The organism is Variovorax sp. GW821-FHT06D12, from assembly GCF_059419205.1.
Window position 1 is genome coordinate 493,422 of sequence record NZ_JBWKRI010000004.1, and the last position, 18,526, is coordinate 511,947.

At 67.7% G+C, this 18,526-nt stretch carries 20 protein-coding genes and 4 tRNA genes; 19 read left to right on the plus strand and 5 right to left on the minus strand.

The genetic code is table 11. The features are described 5' to 3' along the window. Position 1: 1 nt before the first annotated feature. Positions 2-1,033: a type VI secretion system protein TssA gene (tssA, locus tag AC07SQ_RS15885; RefSeq protein WP_495273440.1), complete on the minus strand. Its 1,032-nt coding sequence runs from the start codon at positions 1,031-1,033 to the stop codon at positions 2-4. A gap of 71 nt (positions 1,034-1,104) precedes the next feature. Here tssA and tssJ point away from each other — a divergent pair, with 71 nt between their 5' ends. Continuing rightward, positions 1,105-1,620, plus strand: a complete 516-nt coding sequence (gene tssJ, locus AC07SQ_RS15890; protein WP_495273441.1) for a type VI secretion system lipoprotein TssJ — start codon at positions 1,105-1,107, stop codon at positions 1,618-1,620. A 19-nt stretch (positions 1,621-1,639) separates the two neighbouring features. Here the strand turns inward: tssJ and AC07SQ_RS15895 are convergent, their stop codons facing one another. Both AC07SQ_RS15895 and AC07SQ_RS15900 read right to left on the minus strand, forming a co-directional pair. Beyond that, on the minus strand, positions 1,640-2,755 hold the full coding sequence (locus AC07SQ_RS15895; protein ID WP_447740721.1) for a type VI secretion system protein: 1,116 nt from the start codon (positions 2,753-2,755) through the stop codon (positions 1,640-1,642). A gap of 17 nt (positions 2,756-2,772) precedes the next feature. Then, positions 2,773-4,098, minus strand: a complete 1,326-nt coding sequence (locus tag AC07SQ_RS15900) for a DotU family type IV/VI secretion system protein (protein WP_070063890.1) — start codon at positions 4,096-4,098, stop codon at positions 2,773-2,775. A 253-nt stretch (positions 4,099-4,351) separates the two neighbouring features. On the opposite strand from AC07SQ_RS15900, the gene AC07SQ_RS15905 reads away from it, so the two are divergent. Continuing rightward, the gene (locus AC07SQ_RS15905) at positions 4,352-5,056 is read left to right on the plus strand and encodes a response regulator transcription factor (protein WP_070063891.1); all 705 of its coding nucleotides are present in this window, start codon (positions 4,352-4,354) and stop codon (positions 5,054-5,056) included. Between the two features lie 6 nt (positions 5,057-5,062). Here the strand turns inward: AC07SQ_RS15905 and AC07SQ_RS15910 are convergent, their stop codons facing one another. Beyond that, positions 5,063-6,295 carry an NUDIX hydrolase gene (locus AC07SQ_RS15910; protein WP_495273442.1) on the minus strand — a complete coding sequence of 411 codons (1,233 nt, stop codon included), beginning with the start codon at positions 6,293-6,295 and terminating at the stop codon, positions 5,063-5,065. A 79-nt stretch (positions 6,296-6,374) separates the two neighbouring features. Between AC07SQ_RS15910 and AC07SQ_RS15915 the strand changes: the two genes are divergently transcribed. Next, positions 6,375-7,052 carry a phosphoglycolate phosphatase gene (locus AC07SQ_RS15915; protein ID WP_495262772.1) on the plus strand — a complete coding sequence of 226 codons (678 nt, stop codon included), beginning with the start codon at positions 6,375-6,377 and terminating at the stop codon, positions 7,050-7,052. A 16-nt stretch (positions 7,053-7,068) separates the two neighbouring features. Here the strand turns inward: AC07SQ_RS15915 and AC07SQ_RS15920 are convergent, their stop codons facing one another. Continuing rightward, positions 7,069-7,674, minus strand: a complete 606-nt coding sequence (locus AC07SQ_RS15920; RefSeq protein ID WP_495273443.1) for a chalcone isomerase family protein — start codon at positions 7,672-7,674, stop codon at positions 7,069-7,071. A gap of 334 nt (positions 7,675-8,008) precedes the next feature. Between AC07SQ_RS15920 and trpE the strand changes: the two genes are divergently transcribed. The 16 genes from trpE (at position 8,009) to rplA (ending at position 18,491) form a co-directional block, all read left to right on the plus strand. Next, positions 8,009-9,511, plus strand: a complete 1,503-nt coding sequence (gene trpE, locus AC07SQ_RS15925) for an anthranilate synthase component I (protein WP_070063894.1) — start codon at positions 8,009-8,011, stop codon at positions 9,509-9,511. Next, entirely contained in the window at positions 9,508-9,900 is a 393-nt protein-coding gene (locus AC07SQ_RS15930) for a GxxExxY protein (protein WP_070063895.1), read from the plus strand. The genes trpE and AC07SQ_RS15930 overlap by 4 nt, the downstream gene beginning before the upstream one ends. Beyond that, a complete protein-coding gene (locus tag AC07SQ_RS15935) occupies positions 9,897-10,481 on the plus strand; it encodes an aminodeoxychorismate/anthranilate synthase component II (protein WP_489062753.1) in 585 nt (194 codons plus the stop codon). Before AC07SQ_RS15930 ends, AC07SQ_RS15935 begins: the two co-directional genes overlap by 4 nt. A 6-nt stretch (positions 10,482-10,487) precedes the next feature. Further along, positions 10,488-11,546, plus strand: coding sequence for a low-specificity L-threonine aldolase (ltaE, locus tag AC07SQ_RS15940; protein ID WP_495273444.1), 1,059 nt, complete (start codon positions 10,488-10,490; stop codon positions 11,544-11,546). 197 nt (positions 11,547-11,743) lie between these two features. Further along, positions 11,744-12,766, plus strand: a complete 1,023-nt coding sequence (gene trpD, locus AC07SQ_RS15945; protein ID WP_487848675.1) for an anthranilate phosphoribosyltransferase — start codon at positions 11,744-11,746, stop codon at positions 12,764-12,766. Positions 12,767-12,803: 37 nt separating this feature from the next. Continuing rightward, positions 12,804-13,604: an indole-3-glycerol phosphate synthase TrpC gene (trpC, locus tag AC07SQ_RS15950; RefSeq protein WP_495273445.1), complete on the plus strand. Its 801-nt coding sequence runs from the start codon at positions 12,804-12,806 to the stop codon at positions 13,602-13,604. Beyond that, positions 13,601-14,323 (plus strand): uracil-DNA glycosylase, encoded by a 723-nt coding sequence (locus tag AC07SQ_RS15955; RefSeq protein ID WP_495273446.1) that lies wholly within the window; start codon positions 13,601-13,603, stop codon positions 14,321-14,323. Before trpC ends, AC07SQ_RS15955 begins: the two co-directional genes overlap by 4 nt. Before the next feature lie 94 nt (positions 14,324-14,417). After that, positions 14,418-14,503, plus strand: a tRNA-Tyr gene (locus tag AC07SQ_RS15960). 65 nt (positions 14,504-14,568) lie between these two features. Continuing rightward, positions 14,569-14,642: transfer RNA gene (locus AC07SQ_RS15965), tRNA-Gly, on the plus strand. Positions 14,643-14,684: 42 nt separating this feature from the next. Next, a tRNA-Thr gene (locus AC07SQ_RS15970) sits at positions 14,685-14,759 on the plus strand. Between the two features lie 73 nt (positions 14,760-14,832). After that, a complete protein-coding gene (gene tuf / locus AC07SQ_RS15975; RefSeq protein ID WP_495273447.1) occupies positions 14,833-16,026 on the plus strand; it encodes an elongation factor Tu in 1,194 nt (397 codons plus the stop codon). A 21-nt stretch (positions 16,027-16,047) separates the two neighbouring features. Beyond that, a tRNA-Trp gene (locus AC07SQ_RS15980) sits at positions 16,048-16,123 on the plus strand. A 101-nt stretch (positions 16,124-16,224) separates the two neighbouring features. After that, positions 16,225-16,608 (plus strand): preprotein translocase subunit SecE, encoded by a 384-nt coding sequence (secE, locus tag AC07SQ_RS15985; protein ID WP_062479313.1) that lies wholly within the window; start codon positions 16,225-16,227, stop codon positions 16,606-16,608. Continuing rightward, the gene (gene nusG / locus AC07SQ_RS15990) at positions 16,608-17,219 is read left to right on the plus strand and encodes a transcription termination/antitermination protein NusG (protein ID WP_062479316.1); all 612 of its coding nucleotides are present in this window, start codon (positions 16,608-16,610) and stop codon (positions 17,217-17,219) included. The genes secE and nusG overlap by 1 nt, the downstream gene beginning before the upstream one ends. A gap of 141 nt (positions 17,220-17,360) precedes the next feature. Further along, on the plus strand, positions 17,361-17,792 hold the full coding sequence (gene rplK / locus AC07SQ_RS15995; RefSeq protein ID WP_056584627.1) for a 50S ribosomal protein L11: 432 nt from the start codon (positions 17,361-17,363) through the stop codon (positions 17,790-17,792). Continuing rightward, a complete protein-coding gene (gene rplA, locus AC07SQ_RS16000; RefSeq protein ID WP_062479319.1) occupies positions 17,793-18,491 on the plus strand; it encodes a 50S ribosomal protein L1 in 699 nt (232 codons plus the stop codon). The last annotated feature ends 35 nt before the right edge of the window (positions 18,492-18,526 follow it).

Here is an 18,526-nt window from a genome sequence, read left to right on the forward strand (position 1 = left end):
GTCATTCGGACTGGCGTTTGCCCGTCACGGTCTCGATGGTGTCCATCGCGTTGGGCGCGAGGTTGGCCATGATGTCCAGGAAGCTCACGCCGATGAGCTTCTTGGCGCGTTCGATCAGGAGCGGCGCGGGGTTGCCGGGCTCGGCCTGTTCGAGGTAGCGGATGACGCGGTCGAGCATCTGCACCGCGTCCTGGCGGTTCTGGATCTCGCCGCGCGGCGCGGCCGGGCGGGCTGCATTGCCGGAGGGGGCGTCGCTGTCGGCGGTTGCACCCTCGTCGGTAGATGCTTCCGGTGCGCCGGCTGCCGCCGTGCAGGCCTTGGCGACCGCGCGCGACACGGTGCGCAGCGTGCCCAGGTCCACCGCATCGGTGCGGCCGGTGCGCTCGCCCAGCAGCTTCTGCAGGCGATCGAGCAGCGCGGGAAGGCCGATGGCCGCCTGCAGTTGTTCGGGGTGCGCGGCGTGCAGGGCCTCGAGCCCGCCATGCACCTGCGCGGGCGAATACGAGGCCTCGCCGCCGACGGCATTGAGCACGCCGTGCGCGATGGCGATGTCGCGCACGCGGATCGGGCCCACGCCGGGCGCGTTGCCCACCGCGGCGTCGTACAGGTCGCGCGGCACCATGCTGTCGTCGCTCAATGGCGCGAGCGCGTTCAGGCGCATGGTGGGGTCGTTGTCGTCGTCCGCATCCAGCTTTGGATGTATGCCGTCCCAGAAGGTGTCGAGCAGCGAGGTGAGCAATTGCAGGCCCGCCGTGAAGCCGGCCACGCCCTGCAGGCGCGTCGCGGCGCGCAGCAGCAGCACGGCGGCGCGCACGTCCTTGCTGCGGCGCAGCTGCGCATCGGCGCGTTCGGCCACGTCGCGCCAGTCGGGTTCGACGGCGGGGATCACGGTGTCGCCGAACTGCTGCTCGGCCTTGCCTTGCGCCGCAGTCGTGAGGGCCATGAAGTCCGCGTCGTACTCCAGGTCGTCCCCGCAAGGCGAGGCCTCGCCGATGGGCGTGAGCAGTGCGTCGACGAGTTGGGGAGTCAGCATGTTGCCTGTTCGAGTTCGCTGGTGATAATCAAAGATGCGTCAGGACCGGTCAATGCAACGAAGGGAATAGCATGCGCACGCTGGGTACACACCATTCGTCCTATGAGGGCCTCCTTGCTGTCGCATCGCGACGCCGTATCGCAGCCCTTGGCCTTGCTGCAGCGGGTCTTCTGATGGCGGGCTGCGCGAGCAAACCGGTGGTCACGCCGGTGTCGATCACGCTCACGGCCGGCGCCGATGCCAACCCCGATGCGCGCGGGCGCGCCTCGCCGCTCACGGTGCGCGTCTACGCGCTCAAGACACCGGGGCCCTTCGAAGGCGCCGACTTCTTCTCGCTGTTCGAGAAAGACCAGGCCACGCTCGGCGCCGAACTGGTGCAGCGCGAAGAAATGCTGCTGCGCCCTGGCGAGAGCAAAAAGCTCGACCTCACCCTGCCGGCCGATGCCAAGGCCATCGGCGTGATGGCCGCGTTCCGCGACCTCGACCGCGCGCGCTGGCGCGAGGTGCGTGCGGTCGTGCCGGGCCAGGCGCAGGTGCTCAACGTGACCTTTGGCGCGCGGCAGATCCGGGTGGACGCCGCCAAGTAACGCCAGCTGCACTGCGGCTTCAGCGCAGTTCCGCCGGCACCGTGGGCGCAAAGCGCCCCGGCCGCACCAGCGGCTGGTCCGCCGGCAGGAAGCGGCCGAACAGGTCGCTCACGAACGCGGCGCCCGTGCCGTTCTCCGACGCCGTCGCCGTGAGGTACAGCCCGCGCCAGCGCGGCGCGCGCACCCCTTTGCCGTGCCCCTCGAACAGCCCCTGCGCCACCTGCCGCAAGGCCGGCTGCAAGGTGCGCACGCTCTCCACGAAGCCATGCAGCGCGAGCCGCCCCGCGGGGCCCGGCTGCTCGCGCAGCAGGGCCATGCGCAGGCCGTGCAGCTGCGCCACGAGCGGATCGAACAGCGCATCGAGCCGGTCGGCGGCGCGCGCTGCGTGCGCCGCGAACGGGTGCTCCACACGGTGGCCGAGCGCTTGCGCGAGCACCTCGGGCGGCAGTGCGGCGCGCAGCGTGGCATAGCCCTTCAGGCGTTCGAGGCCCGTCACGACGAGGTAGACCGGCAGCTGCAGGCGCAGCGTGTCGCTGGCCTCGTCGAGCAGGCGGCGCATGTTCGCGGTGGCGCGCTTGCGCAGGGCGGGGTCGCCGTGCAGCAGGTCGCCGGCCGCCACGCACACCACCACGCCGTGCAGCGGCAGGCGTTCGCGCCGCTCGGCAAGCGCCAGCAGCGACTGCAGCCAGAGCCCGCGCGCGGGCGCCGTGCCGGCCTGGTCGCCGATGGCGTCGGGATGCAGCTCGATGGCCGTCAGCGCGCCGGTGGTCCACCAGCGCCACCAGGGCGTGCCGGGTGCCTCGTGCGGCGGCGGCGCCACGCACTCGGCACGGGCGGCCGAGAGCAGCCCCGGCAGCCCGGTGGCCGGACCGCCGATGAAGAGGAACCACGGCGCCGTCGCGCGCGTGCGCGGCGCCTGCCGCAGCGAGGTGCGCGCCTGCGCCATGGCCTCCTTCAGCGCGTCGACGGCGGCGTGGTCGGCGGGCGCGCCGAGGGCGTCGACGCGCCGCAGCAGTCCTCGTCGCCGCGCGCCCCGGCCGGCGTCGCGCACGGCGGCGTACAGCAGCGCCAGGCCGGCGAGGCAGACCGCGAGCAGCGGCCAGAAGAGGTGCACGGGTGACAGCGTGTCGAACATGGTGGGGAAGGGCGAGGTCAGCGCGCCACGGTTTCGAGGGAGATGAAGTCGGCGATCAGCCGCTCGCTGTTCCTGCTGGCCGCCAGCGCCTCGCGCAGGCGAAGCAGGTAGGCCGAGGCCATCTCGTACGGCGGGCGGTCGGAGGTTTCGCTGAACGGCATCGGCGCCGACAGCACGGTGATCAGCACGTTGCCGAAGGGCGGACTCACGAGCCAGCTCGAGGGGATGTCGGACCCGAGTTCCAGCGACTCGCCCGCGCGCAGCCGTGTCGGGGCCGGCCCGGTGTTCAGGTGCATCACGGAGCCATCGGCGGTGTAGTAGTCGACCCAGATGTAGCTCTCGTGGCGCGGCGCCACCACCTGCACGCGCACCGCGTCGCCTTCGCGCAGCCGGCCGTCGCGCGCGGACGGCGCGCTCACGCTCAGCCCGTGGTTCTTCTGGCGGTTGCGCGCCTGCGAGGGCTTGAGGATGGCGAACACCTCGCAGTGCGGCCACACGCGCAGCCCGATGTCGAACTGCGGCGCGCGCACGCCGGGAATGGCGGCGACGTCTTCCGCCACTTTCAGCAGGTCGTCGCGCTGCGAGACGAAGCCGGTCACGCGCGGGCGGCCGTCGGGGTCGATCGAGGCTTCGAGGTCGGCGCAGGCGTAGCTGGCGAGCTGCCGGTCGATGCGCTGCGTGAGCGCCGTGCCGGCGGCCGGCGGCCCCGCCAGCCAGTGCCACAGCAGGAAAAGCGCGGGCACGAGCACGGCGAGCGCGGTGCCGGTGCGCAGCACGGTGCGGTCGCGCCGGCGCATGTCGGCCGGGCCGCGCGGATCGGGCACGCCGTAGGGCTGGGGCGTGATGTGGTCCTGCGCGAGGCTGCCGAGCTCGAGCGGCGGCGGTTGCAGCTGCCGGCCGTGCAGGTCCTTCAGCTTGCCGAGCTCGCCCTCGTCGCCCGACTCGAAGTAGTACTGGCCCTTGAAGCCGTGCGCCAGCGCGTGCCAGTAGACCTCGCGCACCGCGTGGTCCTGCGCGCCGAGGGCCGAGAGGTGGTGGAAGAACTCGCTGTGCGCGTTGTTGGAGTTGAACAGCTGCACCTGCAGCGGCGCCGCGCCGTCCACGGCGTCGGGGTGGCGCGCCAGGATCTCGTCGAGCCACGCGACCATGGCAAAGGCGGCCGACTCGATCTGCGTGGCGGTGGCGCCGGCCACGTCGGCGTCGGCGCGTGCGATGTCCAGCAGGCGCAGGGCCTCGCGCTGGGCGTCGCCGTGGGTGAGGGTGGGGTGGCCGGCCGCGATCGATGCGTCCAGGCCGAGACCGAAGGCAATGAAGGGCGAGAAGCAGTCGAGCAGGCGGGCCATGAGGGATGCCCGCTTCTCAAGCGTGCATTGCGAAGCATGCCTTGCACCGGCGTCTGCAGCGATCGCACATGCCCATGTCCCCGGTCGTTGGAGTGGGCGTTCATTTTTTCAACGGGCCCACGGGGCCGCCATACCGCTTGGGGTCTATGCCGTTGGTGGGGCGCGGCGGCCTTGCTGGACGGGGCAATCGCCGTTATCTTCGCAGTCGCAGAAGAATCCAATGCACATTGACGTTGGGACACTGGGGTATGCCATGAAAATTCTGATCGCCGACGACCACCGGCTCGTCATCGAGGCGGTCAAAGCCAAGTTGTCGGAGCTGGGAGCTGGCATCGAGTTCGTCCTGGCGCTGAGCGTCGACGAACTGCTTGCCGGCGCGACCGACGATCTCGACCTGGCCCTGATCGACCTCAACATGCCCGGTGCGGACGGGCAGGCCCACATCGACGAGATCCGGCGACGACACCCGGCCGTGCCCGTGATCGTGCTGTCGGGCTACGAAGACCCGTCCATCATGCGCAGCGCGCTCGAACGCGGCGTGCTCGGCTTCATTCCCAAGGCCTACTCGCCCGACGTCATGCTGTCGGCGGTGCGCCTGGTGCTGGCGGGCGGCGTGTACGTGCCGCCGATGATGCTCACGGCGCTGCCGCCGGGCATCGTGGCCGGCGTGTCGCCATCGTCTGCCGCGGCGGGCGAACCTTTTGCGCGCGGTGGCGGCAACGGCGGTGGCGGCACCCAGACCCTCGAACACCTGCGCAGCGTGCTCACCGAGCGGCAGGTCGAGGTGCTGCAGCTGCTGTCGCAAGGCAAGCCGAATAAGCTGATCGGGCGCAGCCTGGGCATCAGCGAGGGCACGGTGAAGATCCACCTGGCCGCCATCTTCCGGGCGCTCAACGTGCGCAACCGCACCGAGGCGGTGGTGGCGGCGCAGGCGCTGACGGAAGCGCAGCAGGCCTGACGCGGCTCAGTCGGAGACGGCCGAGGCCGGGCGGCGCATGAAGCCGCGCGCGGGCACGATCCATTCGACGCGGTGATCCGTCTCGACGGCGGTGGTCGTCGTGTCGTCCGTGAACAGCATGCGCTCCTCGGCCAGCAGGAAGCGCTGTGCGCCCAGCACCTGGAGCGTGGCGCCGCCGAGGTCCAGGGATTGCGGCGCAGCGTCAGCCAACAGCACCCACCGCACCGGCCCGGGCGCCGCTGCCCGCAGCGCGGCCTCGTGCGCCGCGTCGCCGGGCGCACGGTTGATCAGCGCCCAGCCTTCGGTGCCGCCGATGAGAAAGCTGTTGAGGCCGCTGTCGTGCACGACGCGCACCACGCGCGCGGACAGCGGCGTGACCAGGCCCGCTTCGAGCGCATAGCGACCGCCGCCCTGGCCGTCGGGATCGAGGTGCCCGATCTCGTCGTAGGCGGGCTCTTCCATGTTCACCGGGCGTCGGCCCTTGGGGCCGTCGGCCAGGCGCGGCATGGTCAGCGGGATGCGGCGCAGCGCGCGCGCATGGGCCATGAAGTCGTCGACGCGGGCGAAGGTGGTCAGGTGCTCGAGCACGCGCCGCGTCACGTTCAGCAGCTTGAGGCCGCGTTCGGGGCTGACCGCGTCGGCGGGCTTCAGCCACAGGTGCTCGACGGTCTCGCGGCCGTCGGGGCGCACGTCCTGGCCGGCGGGCATCGCGGCCGCGAAGAAGCGCGTGTCGAAGCGGCGCGGCATGCCGGGCGGGGTCAGCCAGTGGCTGAAGTACGCGATGCGGTCGACGGCAAGGCACCAGCCGCGCTCGGCGCACAGGGCGAGCAGGGCGTCGGTGCTGCGTTCGGCGGCGGCGCGCATCGCGTCGAGCTCGCCCGACGTGAGCGCGAGCAGCTCGACCGGCCGGCCCTGCGCATCGTTCGCGAGCAGCAGCCCGGCCTCTTCGAAGCATTCGCGGATCGCCGCCGCGTGGAAGTCGAGCCCGCCTTCGGGCAGGCCCAGCCGCGCGCTCGCGGCGGCGTCGTCCAGGCCCGCGCACAGCGGGTGCAGCAGGCGGTCGTGCGCATCGACCATGCCGCCTGGAAAGACGCTGGCGCCGCTGTTCTGGTCGTTGGCCTTCTCGGCCCGCCGCAGCATCAGCACCTCGAGGCCTTCGGGGCCGTCGCGCAGGACGACGAGCGTGGCGGCGGTGCGGATGGGGCGAGGGGCGGAGGGCGGGGGCGTCGTGGGGGTCATGGGCGCCTATTTTGCGGCCGGGGGACAATGCGTGCCTCGCGCATCCACCACCCACTTCGCTCCCCGGGAGCCGCCTGTCTTGGACACTCTTCGCACCGATCTCTCCCGCTTCGACGCCGCCATCGTCGACCTCGACGGCACCATGGTCGACACGCTCGGCGACTTTGCCGAGGCCCTGAACCGCATGCTGCGCGACCTCGACCTGCCGCCGGTGGCGCCCGCCGCCATCGAGCGCATGGTGGGCAAGGGGTCGGAGCACCTGATCCTGTCGGCGCTGGCGCACGTGGGCGCGCCGGCCCCGGCGGCGCTGTTCGATCGTGCGTGGGAGCGCTACCAGCACCACTACCTCGAGATCAACGGCCGGTATTCGGCTACCTACCCTGGCGTGGTCGAGGGCCTGAAGGCGCTGCGCGCGCGCGGACTGCGGCTGGCCTGCCTGACGAACAAGCCGACCTCCTTCGCCAAGCCGCTGCTGGCCGCGAAGGGGCTCGACGGCTTCTTCGAACAGGTGTTCGGCGGCGACGCCTTCGAGCGCAAGAAGCCCGACCCGCTGCCGCTGTTGAAGACCTGCGAGGCGCTGGGCACGGTGCCCGCGCGCACGCTGATGGTGGGCGACTCAAGCAACGACGCGCGTGCCGCGCGCGCCGCCGGCTGCCCCGTGGTGCTCGTGACCTACGGCTACAACCACGGCGAGCCGGTGCGCGGCGTGGATGCGGACGGGTTCGTGGAATCGCTGGCCGACCTCGCGGCGGCCTGACGGGCCGCCCGGCTACTTACTGCTTTCCGAGCAGCGCGTCCTTCAGCTTCCAGTCGGCCGGGTTCGGGCCGAGCCAGATGCGCATCAGCGCATTGAAGAACGCCACTTCCTTCACCGGGTCGGGCTGGGGCACGCCGCGCACCGTGATCAGCGTGCCCGTGCCGGGCACCCAGTCGATGGTGAAGGTGTCGCCGGCCTTGAGCTGCTTCTGGTCCGCGAACATCTGGCCCATGCGCAGCAGGCCGGGGATCAGATTGACCATTTCGCTCTTGGGCGAGTTGTCTTCCACGCCCTTCACGAAGAGCTTGCCGAGCTCGTTGGCGTCGATGTCGCGCAGCATCGTGATCGCCACGCGCTTGGGCCCCGGCACGGCCAGTGCCTCTTCGGTGGTCGAGGCCTTCTTGCCCAGGTACAGCCCGGCTGTGTAGACCTTGATGATGGTCTTGTAGCGGATGCCCGCGCCATTGAGCACCAGCGGGGCGCCGCGCAGGTCCATCTGGTCGTCGAGCCTGACGCCCGCCACCTCGACCTGCGCCGCGAAGGCACTGCCGCAGAGCGCGGCCGAGAGGACAGCGAGCGCCGCGAGGCGGGAGAACACGGCCGGGAGCAGGGGTGCGAGCAAGTGAGTCTCCTTGAATTTGCGAACGGTCGTGCGAATGTATCTTTTCGTTTTATCCGAGAGGCTCCGGGGGAACCCTGAAGCCTGCGGTTGCACAAGGCCTGGTTTTCGTGGGCTAAACTCGGCGCTCCATGTTCGTTCATCACATCATTCAAACAGGTGAAGGCAGCCGGGGAGCCTGGCCCTGGCGTCGCCATACATCGCTGACTGTTTGATTGCGCGGCGCACGCCGTGCGCCCGCGGTTCCGAGCCGGCACGCATGCCGGCACCGGGCCACTCTCGTGAATGACCTTGCCACCGGCCAAAGGAGCGTCGGCAGGCAACTGGAGAACGATCCGTGATCACCGAACTTGAATTCAAGAGCCTCAGCGCCCAGGGCTACAACCGCATCCCGCTGATGGCCGAGGCCTTTGCCGACCTCGAAACCCCGCTTTCCCTGTACCTCAAGCTCGCCCATTCGCAGGGCGGCGGCAAGCACAGCTTCCTGCTCGAATCGGTGGTGGGCGGCGAGCGCTTCGGGCGCTACAGCTTCATCGGCCTGCCGGCGCGCACCTTGCTGCGCGCCTCGGGCTTCGGCGACGAGGCCGTCACCGAAGTCGTGACCGACGGCCAGGTCGTCGAGACCGCCAAGGGCAATCCGCTGGACTTCGTGGCCGACTACCAGAAGCGCTTCAAGGTCGCGCTGCGGCCCGGCCTGCCGCGTTTCTGTGGCGGCCTGGCCGGCTACTTTGGCTACGACACCGTGCGCCACATCGAGCGCAAGCTCGAAAAGAGCTGCCCGCCCGATGCGCTGGGCTGCCCCGACATCCTGCTGCTGCAGTGCGAAGAACTCGCGGTCATCGACAACCTGTCGGGCAAGCTCTACCTCATCGTCTACGCCGACCCGAAGCAGCCCGAGGCCTACGCCGTGGGCAAGCGCCGCCTGCGCGAGCTGAAGGACAAGCTCAAGTACTCGGTGAGCGCGCCCGTCGTGAAGCCCACGCAGGCGCATCCGCCCGAGCGCAGCTTCGCCAAGGCCGACTACCTCGCGGCCGTGGAGCGCGCCAAGGAGATGATCGCCGCCGGCGACTTCATGCAGGTGCAGGTGGGCCAGCGCATCAGCAAGCGCTACACCGAATCGCCGCTGTCGCTGTACCGCGCGCTGCGTTCGTTGAACCCGTCGCCCTACATGTACTACTACAACCTGGGCGACTTCCACGTGGTGGGCGCCTCGCCCGAGATCCTGGTGCGCCAGGAGAACACGGGCGACGGCGAGCAGAAGATCACCATCCGCCCGCTGGCCGGCACGCGCCCGCGCGGCGCGTCGCTCGAGCTCGACAAGGCGGCCGAGGTGGAGCTCATCAACGACCCGAAGGAGCGCGCCGAGCACGTGATGCTGATCGACCTGGCGCGCAACGACATCGGCCGCATCGCCAAGACCGGCACCGTGAAGGTGACCGAAGCCTTCGCGGTGGAGCGCTACAGCCACGTGATGCACATCGTGAGCAACGTCGAAGGCACGCTGAAGGACGGCATGACCGCCATCGACGTGCTCAAGGCCACGTTCCCCGCCGGCACGCTGACCGGCGCGCCCAAGGTGCATGCGATGGAGCTCATCGACCAGCTGGAGCCCACCAAGCGCGGCCTGTACGGCGGCGCCTGCGGCTATATCAGCTACGCCGGAGACATGGACGTGGCCATCGCGATCCGCACCGGCATCGTGAAGGACCAGATGCTGCACGTGCAGGCCGCGGCCGGCGTGGTGGCCGACTCGGTGCCCGAGCTGGAGTGGAAGGAAACAGAAGCCAAGGCGCGCGCACTCCTGCGTGCCGCCGAACTGGTCGAGGAAGGCCTGGAATGAGCAACGCACCGGACATCCAGAACGACTTCTCGCACGAGATCATCGGCGCCGCCGTCGAAGTGCAGCGCGTGCTCGGCACGGGGCTCGACGAGGGCGCCTACGCCGCGGCACTGGCCATCGAACTCGCCGAACGCGAGATCGGCTTCGCGCGCGACGTGGCGCTGTCGGCCAGCTACAAGGGCCGGTCGCTGGGCGAGGTGTACCGCGCGGGCTTCGTGATCGAGCAGTCGGTCATCGTCGAGCTGCGCGCCGTCGACGTGCTGACCGACCTGCACCGCGCGCAGGTGCTCGCCGCACTGCGCCTGTCGGGCCTCAAGCTGGGCCTCCTGATCAACTTCAACGTGTTCCCCGTTGTCAAGGGCGTGCACCGGATTGTGAGCAAGCCATGAAACTGCTGATGATCGACAACTACGATTCGTTCACCTACAACATCGTCCAGTACTTCGGCGAGCTAGGGGCGGACGTGCAGGTGCACCGCAACGACGAGATCACCCTCGAGCAGATTGGCGCGCTGATCGCTTCGGGCGTGACGCGGCTGGTGGTGTCGCCGGGTCCGTGTTCGCCGGCCGAGGCAGGCGTGTCGGTGGCGGCCATCGAGGCCTTCGCGGGCAAGCTGCCCATCCTGGGCGTGTGCCTGGGCCACCAGGCCATCGGCGCGGCCTTCGGCGGCAAGATCGTGCGCGCGCAGCAGCTCATGCACGGCAAGACCAGCGAGATCACGACCACGCAAGAGGGCGTGTTCGCGGGGCTGCCGCAGAAGTTCATCGTCAACCGCTACCACTCGCTCTCGATCGAGCGCGAGAGCTGCCCGAAAGAGCTGGCTGTCACCGCCTGGACCGACGACGGCGAGATCATGGGTGTGCGGCACACCGGCTTTGCGCACGACGTGCGCATCGAAGGCGTGCAGTTCCATCCTGAATCGATCCTCACCGAGCACGGTCACGCCATGCTCAAGAACTTTCTGGACTGACCCACCATGACCGAACGCACTCCCATCGTCGACCTGCGCAGCGACACCGTCACGCAGCCCACGCCCGCGATGCGCGAGGCCATGGCGGCTGCGCCGCTGGGCGACGACGTCTTCGGCACCGACCCGAGCGTCAATGCGCTGCAGGAGAAGATCGCCGCGCTGCTGGGCTTCGAGGCGGCGCTGTTCGTGCCCACCGGCACGCAGAGCAACCTGTGCGCGATCCTGTCGCACTGCGGCCGCGGCGACGAGTACATCGTCGGCCAGCAGGCGCACGCCTACCGCTGGGAAGGCGGCGGCGCCGCGGTGTTCGGCAGCGTGCAGCCGCAGCCGCTGGACCACGCGCCCGACGGCACGCTGCCGCTCGCGCAGATCGAGGCGGCCATCAAGCCCGATGACGCGCACTTTGCGCGCACGAAGCTGCTGGCGCTGGAAAACACGCTGGGCGGCAAGCTGCTGCCCTTCGAGTACGTGCAGGCCGCGACCGACCTGGCGAAAAGCAAGGGGCTGCAGCGGCACCTCGATGGCGCGCGGCTTTTCAATGCCGCCACCGCACAGGCTGCGCTGAACAAGCGAACCGACATCCGCGCCGAAGCCCGCCGTATCGCGCAGTGCTTCGACAGCGTGTCGGTGTGCTTCAGCAAGGGCCTGGGCGCACCCATCGGTTCGACGCTGGTCGGTTCGCGCGAGTTCATCGCGCGCGCCCACCGCATCCGCAAGATGGCGGGCGGCGGCATGCGGCAGGCCGGCCTGCTGGCGGCCGCGGCCTCACATGCGCTCGACCACCACATCGACCGCCTGGCCGACGATCATGCGCTGGCGCAGCGCCTGGCACAGGGGCTCGAGGGCATCGAAGGCCTGAAGGTCGAGGCGCCGGAAACGAACATCGTGTTCGTTGATCTCACGGGGGCGGCGCAGGCGCGTTCCGCGGAACTGCTCGCCAGCCTCAACCAGCAGGGCATCCTCGCGACCGGGCTGTACCGCCTGCGCTTCGTGACGCACCTGGATGTCGATGCCGCGGGCGTCGACCGCGCCGTCGCGGCGATCCGCGGCTTCTTCAAGGCTTGAGAAGGTGTGAACGAACCCGCCATGTCCGCTCATCCCGCCCAGACACGCCCCCTCGGCGTTGCAAATGCTCGCCATAGCCCGAGCTATGGCTGCGCTTTGCGCCTTGAGGGGGCGCGCCTGGGCGGGCTGCTCGGCCACGCCGGATTCATTCACACCTTCTGAAGCCTGGCTACACGCACACACCGAGGAGACCCTTCATGATCACCCCCCAGGAAGCGCTGCAGCGCACCATCGAACACCGCGAAGTCTTCCACGACGAGATGCTGCACATCGTGCGGCTCATCATGAGCGGCGAGTGTTCGCCCGTGATGATGGCCGCGCTGATCACCGGCCTGCGCGTGAAGAAGGAAACCATCGGCGAAATCACCGCCGCCGCGCAGGTGATGCGCGAGGTGTCGACCAAGGTGCCCGTGGCCGACACCACGAACCTCGTGGACATCGTCGGCACCGGCGGCGACGGCTCGCACACCTTCAACATCTCGACCTGCTCGATGTTCGTCGCGGCCGCGGCCGGCGCCAAGGTGAGCAAGCATGGCGGGCGCAGCGTGTCGAGCAAGTCGGGCAGTGCCGACGTGCTGGAGTCGCTGGGCGTCAACATCAACCTCAAGCCCGAGCAGATCGCGCAGTGCATCGCGCAGGTCGGCATCGGCTTCATGTTCGCGCCGAACCACCATCCGGCGATGAAGAACGTGGCGCCGGTGCGCAAGGAGCTCGGCATCAAGACGATCTTCAACATCCTCGGCCCGCTGACCAACCCGGCCGGTGCGCCGAACATCCTGATGGGCGTGTTCCACCCCGACCTCGTGGGCATCCAGGTGCGCGCGCTGCAGCGCCTCGGTGCCGAGCATGCGGTGGTGGTCTACGGCCGCGACGGCATGGACGAGATCTCGCTGGGCGCGGCCACCATGATCGGCGAGCTCAAGGACGGCGAGATCCGCGAGTACGAACTGCACCCGGAAGACTTCGGCTTCCAGATGGCGAGCAACCGTTCGCTGCGCGTCGAGACGCCCGAGCAGTCGAAGGCCATGCTGATCGGCGTGCTGGACAACCAGGCCGGCCCGGCGCTGGACATCGTGCTGCTCAACGCGGGCGCGGCGCTGTATGCGGCCAACGTGGTCGACTCGGTGCCGGCGGGCGTGGAGCGTTCGCGCCAGGCCATCGCATCCGGTGCGGCGAAGGCCAAGCTCACTGAGCTGGTCAAGGCCTCCACCTCCTTCTGAGAATCAGGCCGTCGTGCCACCGAAAGCAGAGCAAGCCATGTCAGACATTCTCGACAAGATCGTCGCCGTCAAACGCCAGGAAGTCGCCGCCGCGCTGAAGCGCGCCCCGCTCGAGGTCGTGCGCTTCGACGCCGAAAGCCGTGTGCTCACGCGCGACTTCGAGGCCGCCTTGCGCGCCAAGATCGCGGCCGGCCAGGCGGCGGTGATCGCCGAAGTCAAGAAGGCCAGTCCGAGCAAGGGCGTGCTGCGCGAAGACTTCATTCCGGCCGACATCGCGCAAAGCTATGCCGAGGGCGACGGCGTGGTGAGCGCGGCCTGCCTCTCGGTGCTGACCGACAAGCAGTTCTTCCAGGGCGGCGTCGACTACCTGAAGCAGGCGCGCGCCTCGTGCGACCTGCCGGTGCTGCGCAAGGACTTCATCGTCGACGCCTACCAGGTGTACGAGTCGCGCGCGATGGGCGCCGACGCCATCCTGCTGATCGCCGCCTGCCTCGACGACGCGCAGATGAAGGACTACGAAGCCATCGCGCGCGGGCTGGGCATGGCGGTGCTGGTCGAGGTGCACGACGCGGGCGAACTCGATCGCGCACTGAAGCTCAAGACGCCGCTCATCGGCGTCAACAACCGCAACCTGCGCAACTTCGAGGTGTCGATCCAGGCCACCATCGATCTGCTGCCCAGGCTGCCGGCGGATCGCCTGCCGGTGACCGAGTCGGGCATCGCCACGCGCGAGGACGTCGCCACGCTGCGCGGCGCGGGCGTCAACGCCTTCCTCGTCGGCGAAGCCTTCATGCGCGCCAAGGAACCCGGCGAGGCGCTCGCCGCATTGTTCAAATGACGCGGCCGGACCAGCTGTCGAGCAGCGATCCTGCCGACTGGCCGGTGGCGCCGGGCTGGCAGCCGCTGGTCGACGATTTCTTTGCCGGCGCGGTCGGCCAGAAGTTGCAGGGTTTCCTGCGCGAGCGCCTCGACGCCGGGGCGGTGATCTTTCCGCCGCAGCCGCTGCGAGCGCTGGAACTCACGCCGCCGGAAGACGTGCGCGTGGTGATCCTGGGCCAGGACCCGTACCACGGGCGCGGGCAGGCCGAGGGGTTGGCCTTCTCGGTGGCGTCGGGCGTGGCGCTGCCGCCGTCGCTGCGCAACATCTTCAAGGAGCTCCAGCGCGACCTGGGCACGCCGCCGCCGGCGTTTCCGAACCCGGGCGGCAGCCTCGTGAAATGGGCGACGCACGGCGTGCTGTTGCTCAACACCTGTCTGACGGTCGAGGAAGCCCAGCCGGCCAGCCATGCAGGCCGCGGCTGGGAAGTGCTGACCGACGCCGTGATTCGCCATGTGGCGCAGGGCGAACGACCTGTTGTTTTTATGCTATGGGGCTCGCACGCGCAAAGTAAGCGTGCGTTGATCGATGTTGGGCGCCATAAGGTGCTGATGTCGAATCATCCCTCGCCGCTGTCTGCGCTCCGGCCGCCGGTTCCGTTCATCGGCTGCGGTCATTTTGGCCAAGCCCGTGCATGGCGTGAGGCGCAGCAGTCGGGAGGCTCCGAACTTCGCTCATAATCAGAGGCTTCACACCTCGAGCAGGTTTCCACGCTTCATCTTTTGCTGGGAAACCTGTGTAGTCACAAAATCGTGCTATATTTCGAGGTTCGCCGGAGAGGTGGCCGAGTGGTTAATGGCAGCAGACTGTAAATCTGCCCTCTTACGAGTACGCTGGTTCGAATCCAGCCCTCTCCACCAGCGATGAATTTGGTTTCTAAGAGCGATTGGATCTAGCGCTTTGGGTGCCTTGAAGTGCCCCCGATGCGGGAGTAGTTCAATGGTAGAACCCCAGCCTTCCAAGCTGATGACGCGGGTTCGATTCCCGTCTCCCGCTCCAGAGACCCGGTTCGGCGCCGGAAGCGATTTGGTTAGAACAAAAGCCCTTTTGGCTCAGTGGTAGAGCACTCCCTTGGTAAGGGAGAGGTCGCGGGTCCGATTCCCGCAAAGGGCACCAGTTTTCTGGGGTTGCAACGACAGGCTTGCGACCCATCTGCATGCGTTGAAATCGTTTTTTTCGGAGTCGAAAAATGGCAAAAGGTAAATTCACCCGCACCAAGCCGCACGTGAACGTGGGCACGATCGGTCACGTTGACCACGGCAAGACCACGCTGACGGCTGCGATCGCCACCGTGCTGTCGGCCAAGTTCGGCGGCGAAGCCAAGGCTTACGACCAGATCGACGCAGCGCCTGAAGAAAAGGCCCGCGGCATCACGATCAACACCGCGCACGTCGAGTACGAAACGGCCAACCGCCACTACGCACACGTCGACTGCCCCGGCCACGCCGACTACGTGAAGAACATGATCACCGGCGCTGCCCAGATGGACGGCGCCATCCTGGTGTGCTCGGCCGCCGACGGCCCGATGCCCCAGACCCGTGAACACATCCTGCTGGCTCGCCAGGTGGGCGTGGGCTACATCATCGTGTTCCTGAACAAGTGCGACATGGTCGACGACAAGGAACTGCTCGAGCTGGTCGAAATGGAAGTTCGCGAACTCCTCGACAAGTACGAATTCCCCGGCGACGACACCCCCATCATCCACGGCTCGGCCAAGCTTGCCCTGGAAGGCGACAAGGGCGACCTGGGCGAAGGCGCCATCATGAAGCTGGCAGAAGCCCTGGACACGTACATCCCCACGCCTGAGCGCGCTGTGGACGGCACGTTCCTGATGCCCGTGGAAGACGTGTTCTCGATCTCGGGTCGCGGCACCGTGGTGACCGGCGCTGTCGAGCGCGGCGTGATCAAGGTCGGCGAAGAAATCGAAATCGTCGGTATCCGCCCCACCGTCAAGACCACCTGCACCGGCGTGGAAATGTTCCGCAAGCTGCTGGACCAGGGTCAAGCCGGCGACAACGTCGGCGTGCTGCTGCGCGGCACGAAGCGCGAAGAAGTCGAGCGCGGCCAAGTGCTGTGCAAGCCCGGCTCGATCAAGCCGCACGTGCACTTCACCGCCGAGGTGTATGTCCTGTCCAAGGACGAAGGCGGCCGTCACACGCCGTTCTTCAACAACTACCGTCCGCAGTTCTACTTCCGCACGACGGACGTGACCGGCGCGATCGAGCTGCCCGCGGACAAGGAAATGGTCGTGCCTGGCGACAACGTCAGCATCACCGTGAAGCTGATCAACCCGATCGCGATGGAAGAAGGCCTGCGCTTCGCCATCCGTGAAGGCGGCCGTACCGTGGGTTCGGGCGTCGTGGCCAAGATCCTCGACATCTAAGCCGAGCGTAAAGAGTACCGGAGGGGTATAGCTCAATTGGCAGAGCGTCGGTCTCCAAAACCGAAGGTTGTAGGTTCGATTCCTACTGCCCCTGCCACCTAGGTGGCACCCCGACAAGCCCATCGCGATCCGATGGGCTTCGGCGTCTCAAGAGACGCATTGAATTGAAGGCCGCGAGGCCACAGGAAATCAGCCGACATGGCCACTTCTCAAATCGAAACCGTGAGCACGGGTGCCGACAAAGCCAAGCTGGCTGCGGCGGTGGTGCTGGCAGTGGGCGCGATCGTCGCGTTCTACCTGCTGTCGCGCCAAGGCTCGCTGGTGCAATGGGCTGCGCTGCTGGTCGGCCTGGCTGCGGCCGTGGGCGCCTTCGGCAGCTCCGAGAATGGCCGTCAGCTGTGGGCTTTCGGTCGTGACTCGTGGCGCGAGGTCAAGAAGGTCGTGTGGCCGACCCGCAAGGAATCGATGCAGATGACGGCCTATGTGTTCGCCTTCGTGGCGATCATGTCCGTCTTCCTCTGGCTCACCGACAAGACGCTCGAATGGGTGTTCTTTGACCTCATTCTGGGCTGGAGAAAATAATGACCGACGACGCAGTTGAAACCACGCAGAGCACGCCGGAAGAGGAGCAGAACCCTCTCCTGACCCCCGCTGCCAACCCTGATCTGCGTTGGTACGTGGTGCATGCCTACTCGGGCATGGAAAAGGCTGTCGAGCGCAACATCACCGAGCGCATCACCCGCGCCGGCATGCAGGACAAGTTCGGCCGCATCCTGGTTCCGACCGAAGAAGTGGTCGAGATCAAGAACGGCCAGAAGCGCACCACCGAGCGCCGTTTCTTCCCGGGCTACGTGCTGGTCGAAATGATCATGGACGACGAGAGCTGGCACCTGGTGAAGCACACCAACAAGGTGACGGGTTTCGTGGGCGGCGCCAAGAACCGTCCGGCCCCGATCTCGCAGAAAGAGGTCGAGGACATCGTCAACCAGATGCAGCAGGGCACCGAGAAGCCGCGCCACAAGGTCGAGTTCACCGTGGGTGAGTTCGTGCGCGTCAAGGAAGGCCCGTTCACCGACTTCAATGGCACGGTGGAAGACGTCAACTACGAGAAGAGCAAGGTCAGCGTGTCGGTCATGATTTTCGGCCGCGCCACCCCTGTGGAGCTCGAATTCGGTCAGGTCGAGAAGACCTGATCCCATGGCCTGTCTTCGGGCGGGCCTGCCAGTTTCCGGCTGCGCGTTGTCCGACTCGGCGCGCGGCCTTGATCGAAGAGTCGTTTAACCCCGGGGAGCCGCGGCGAGAGCCAAGGCGATATCACCCGCAAGGAGCAAAGCATGGCGAAAAAAATCGTCGGCTTCATCAAGCTGCAAGTGCCAGCTGGTAAGGCCAACCCGTCCCCGCCGATCGGTCCCGCACTGGGTCAGCGCGGTCTGAACATCATGGAGTTCTGCAAGGCGTTCAACGCGCAAACCCAAGGCGTTGAGCCGGGTCTGCCGCTGCCGGTGGTCATCACCGCGTTCGCTGACAAGAGCTTCACCTTCATCATCAAGACGCCTCCGGCGATCACCTTGATCAAGAAGGCCATCAAGCTGGACAAGGGCTCGGCCCGTCCGCACACCGACAAGGTCGGCAAGATCACGCGCGCTCAGCTCGAAGAAATCGCCAAGGCCAAGATGAAGGACCTGACTGCCGCCGACCTCGACGCAGCAGTTCGCACCATCGCCGGCTCGGCCCGCTCGATGGGCGTGAATGTGGAGGGCGTGTAAATGTCCAAGATCACCAAGAAGCAAAAGTCGCTGCAAGGCAAGGTCGACAGCAACAAGCTGTACCCCCTGGCCGACGCCATCGTCATCGTCAAGGATGCTGCCACCGCCAAGTTCGACGAATCGATCGACGTGGCCGTGCAACTGGGCATCGACGCGAAGAAGTCGGACCAGGTGGTTCGCGGTGCTGTCGTGCTGCCCAACGGCACCGGCAAGACCAAGCGCGTCGCCGTGTTCGCCCAAGGCGCCAAGGCTGAAGAAGCCAAGGCCGCCGGTGCCGACATCGTCGGCATGGACGACCTGGCTGCGATGGTCAAGGCTGGCGACATGCCTTTCGACGTCGTGATTGCTGCCCCCGATGCCATGCGCGTCGTCGGTACGCTCGGCCAGATCCTCGGCCCGCGTGGCCTGATGCCCAACCCCAAGGTTGGCACCGTGACGCCTGACGTCGCCACCGCTGTCAAGAACGCCAAGGCTGGCCAGGTCCAGTTCCGCGTCGACAAGGCCGGCATCATCCACGGCACGATCGGCCGTCGCTCGTTCGACAACGACAAGCTGCAAGGCAACCTCGCTGCGCTGATCGACGCTCTGGTCAAGGCCAAGCCGGCGACCAGCAAGGGCGTGTACCTGCGCAAGGTGGCTGTGTCGTCGACGATGGGTCTGGGTGTCCGCGTGGACACGCAAACCATCTCGGCGAGCTAAAGAGATTTGCCCGATCCCGCAAGGAGAGGGCAGAT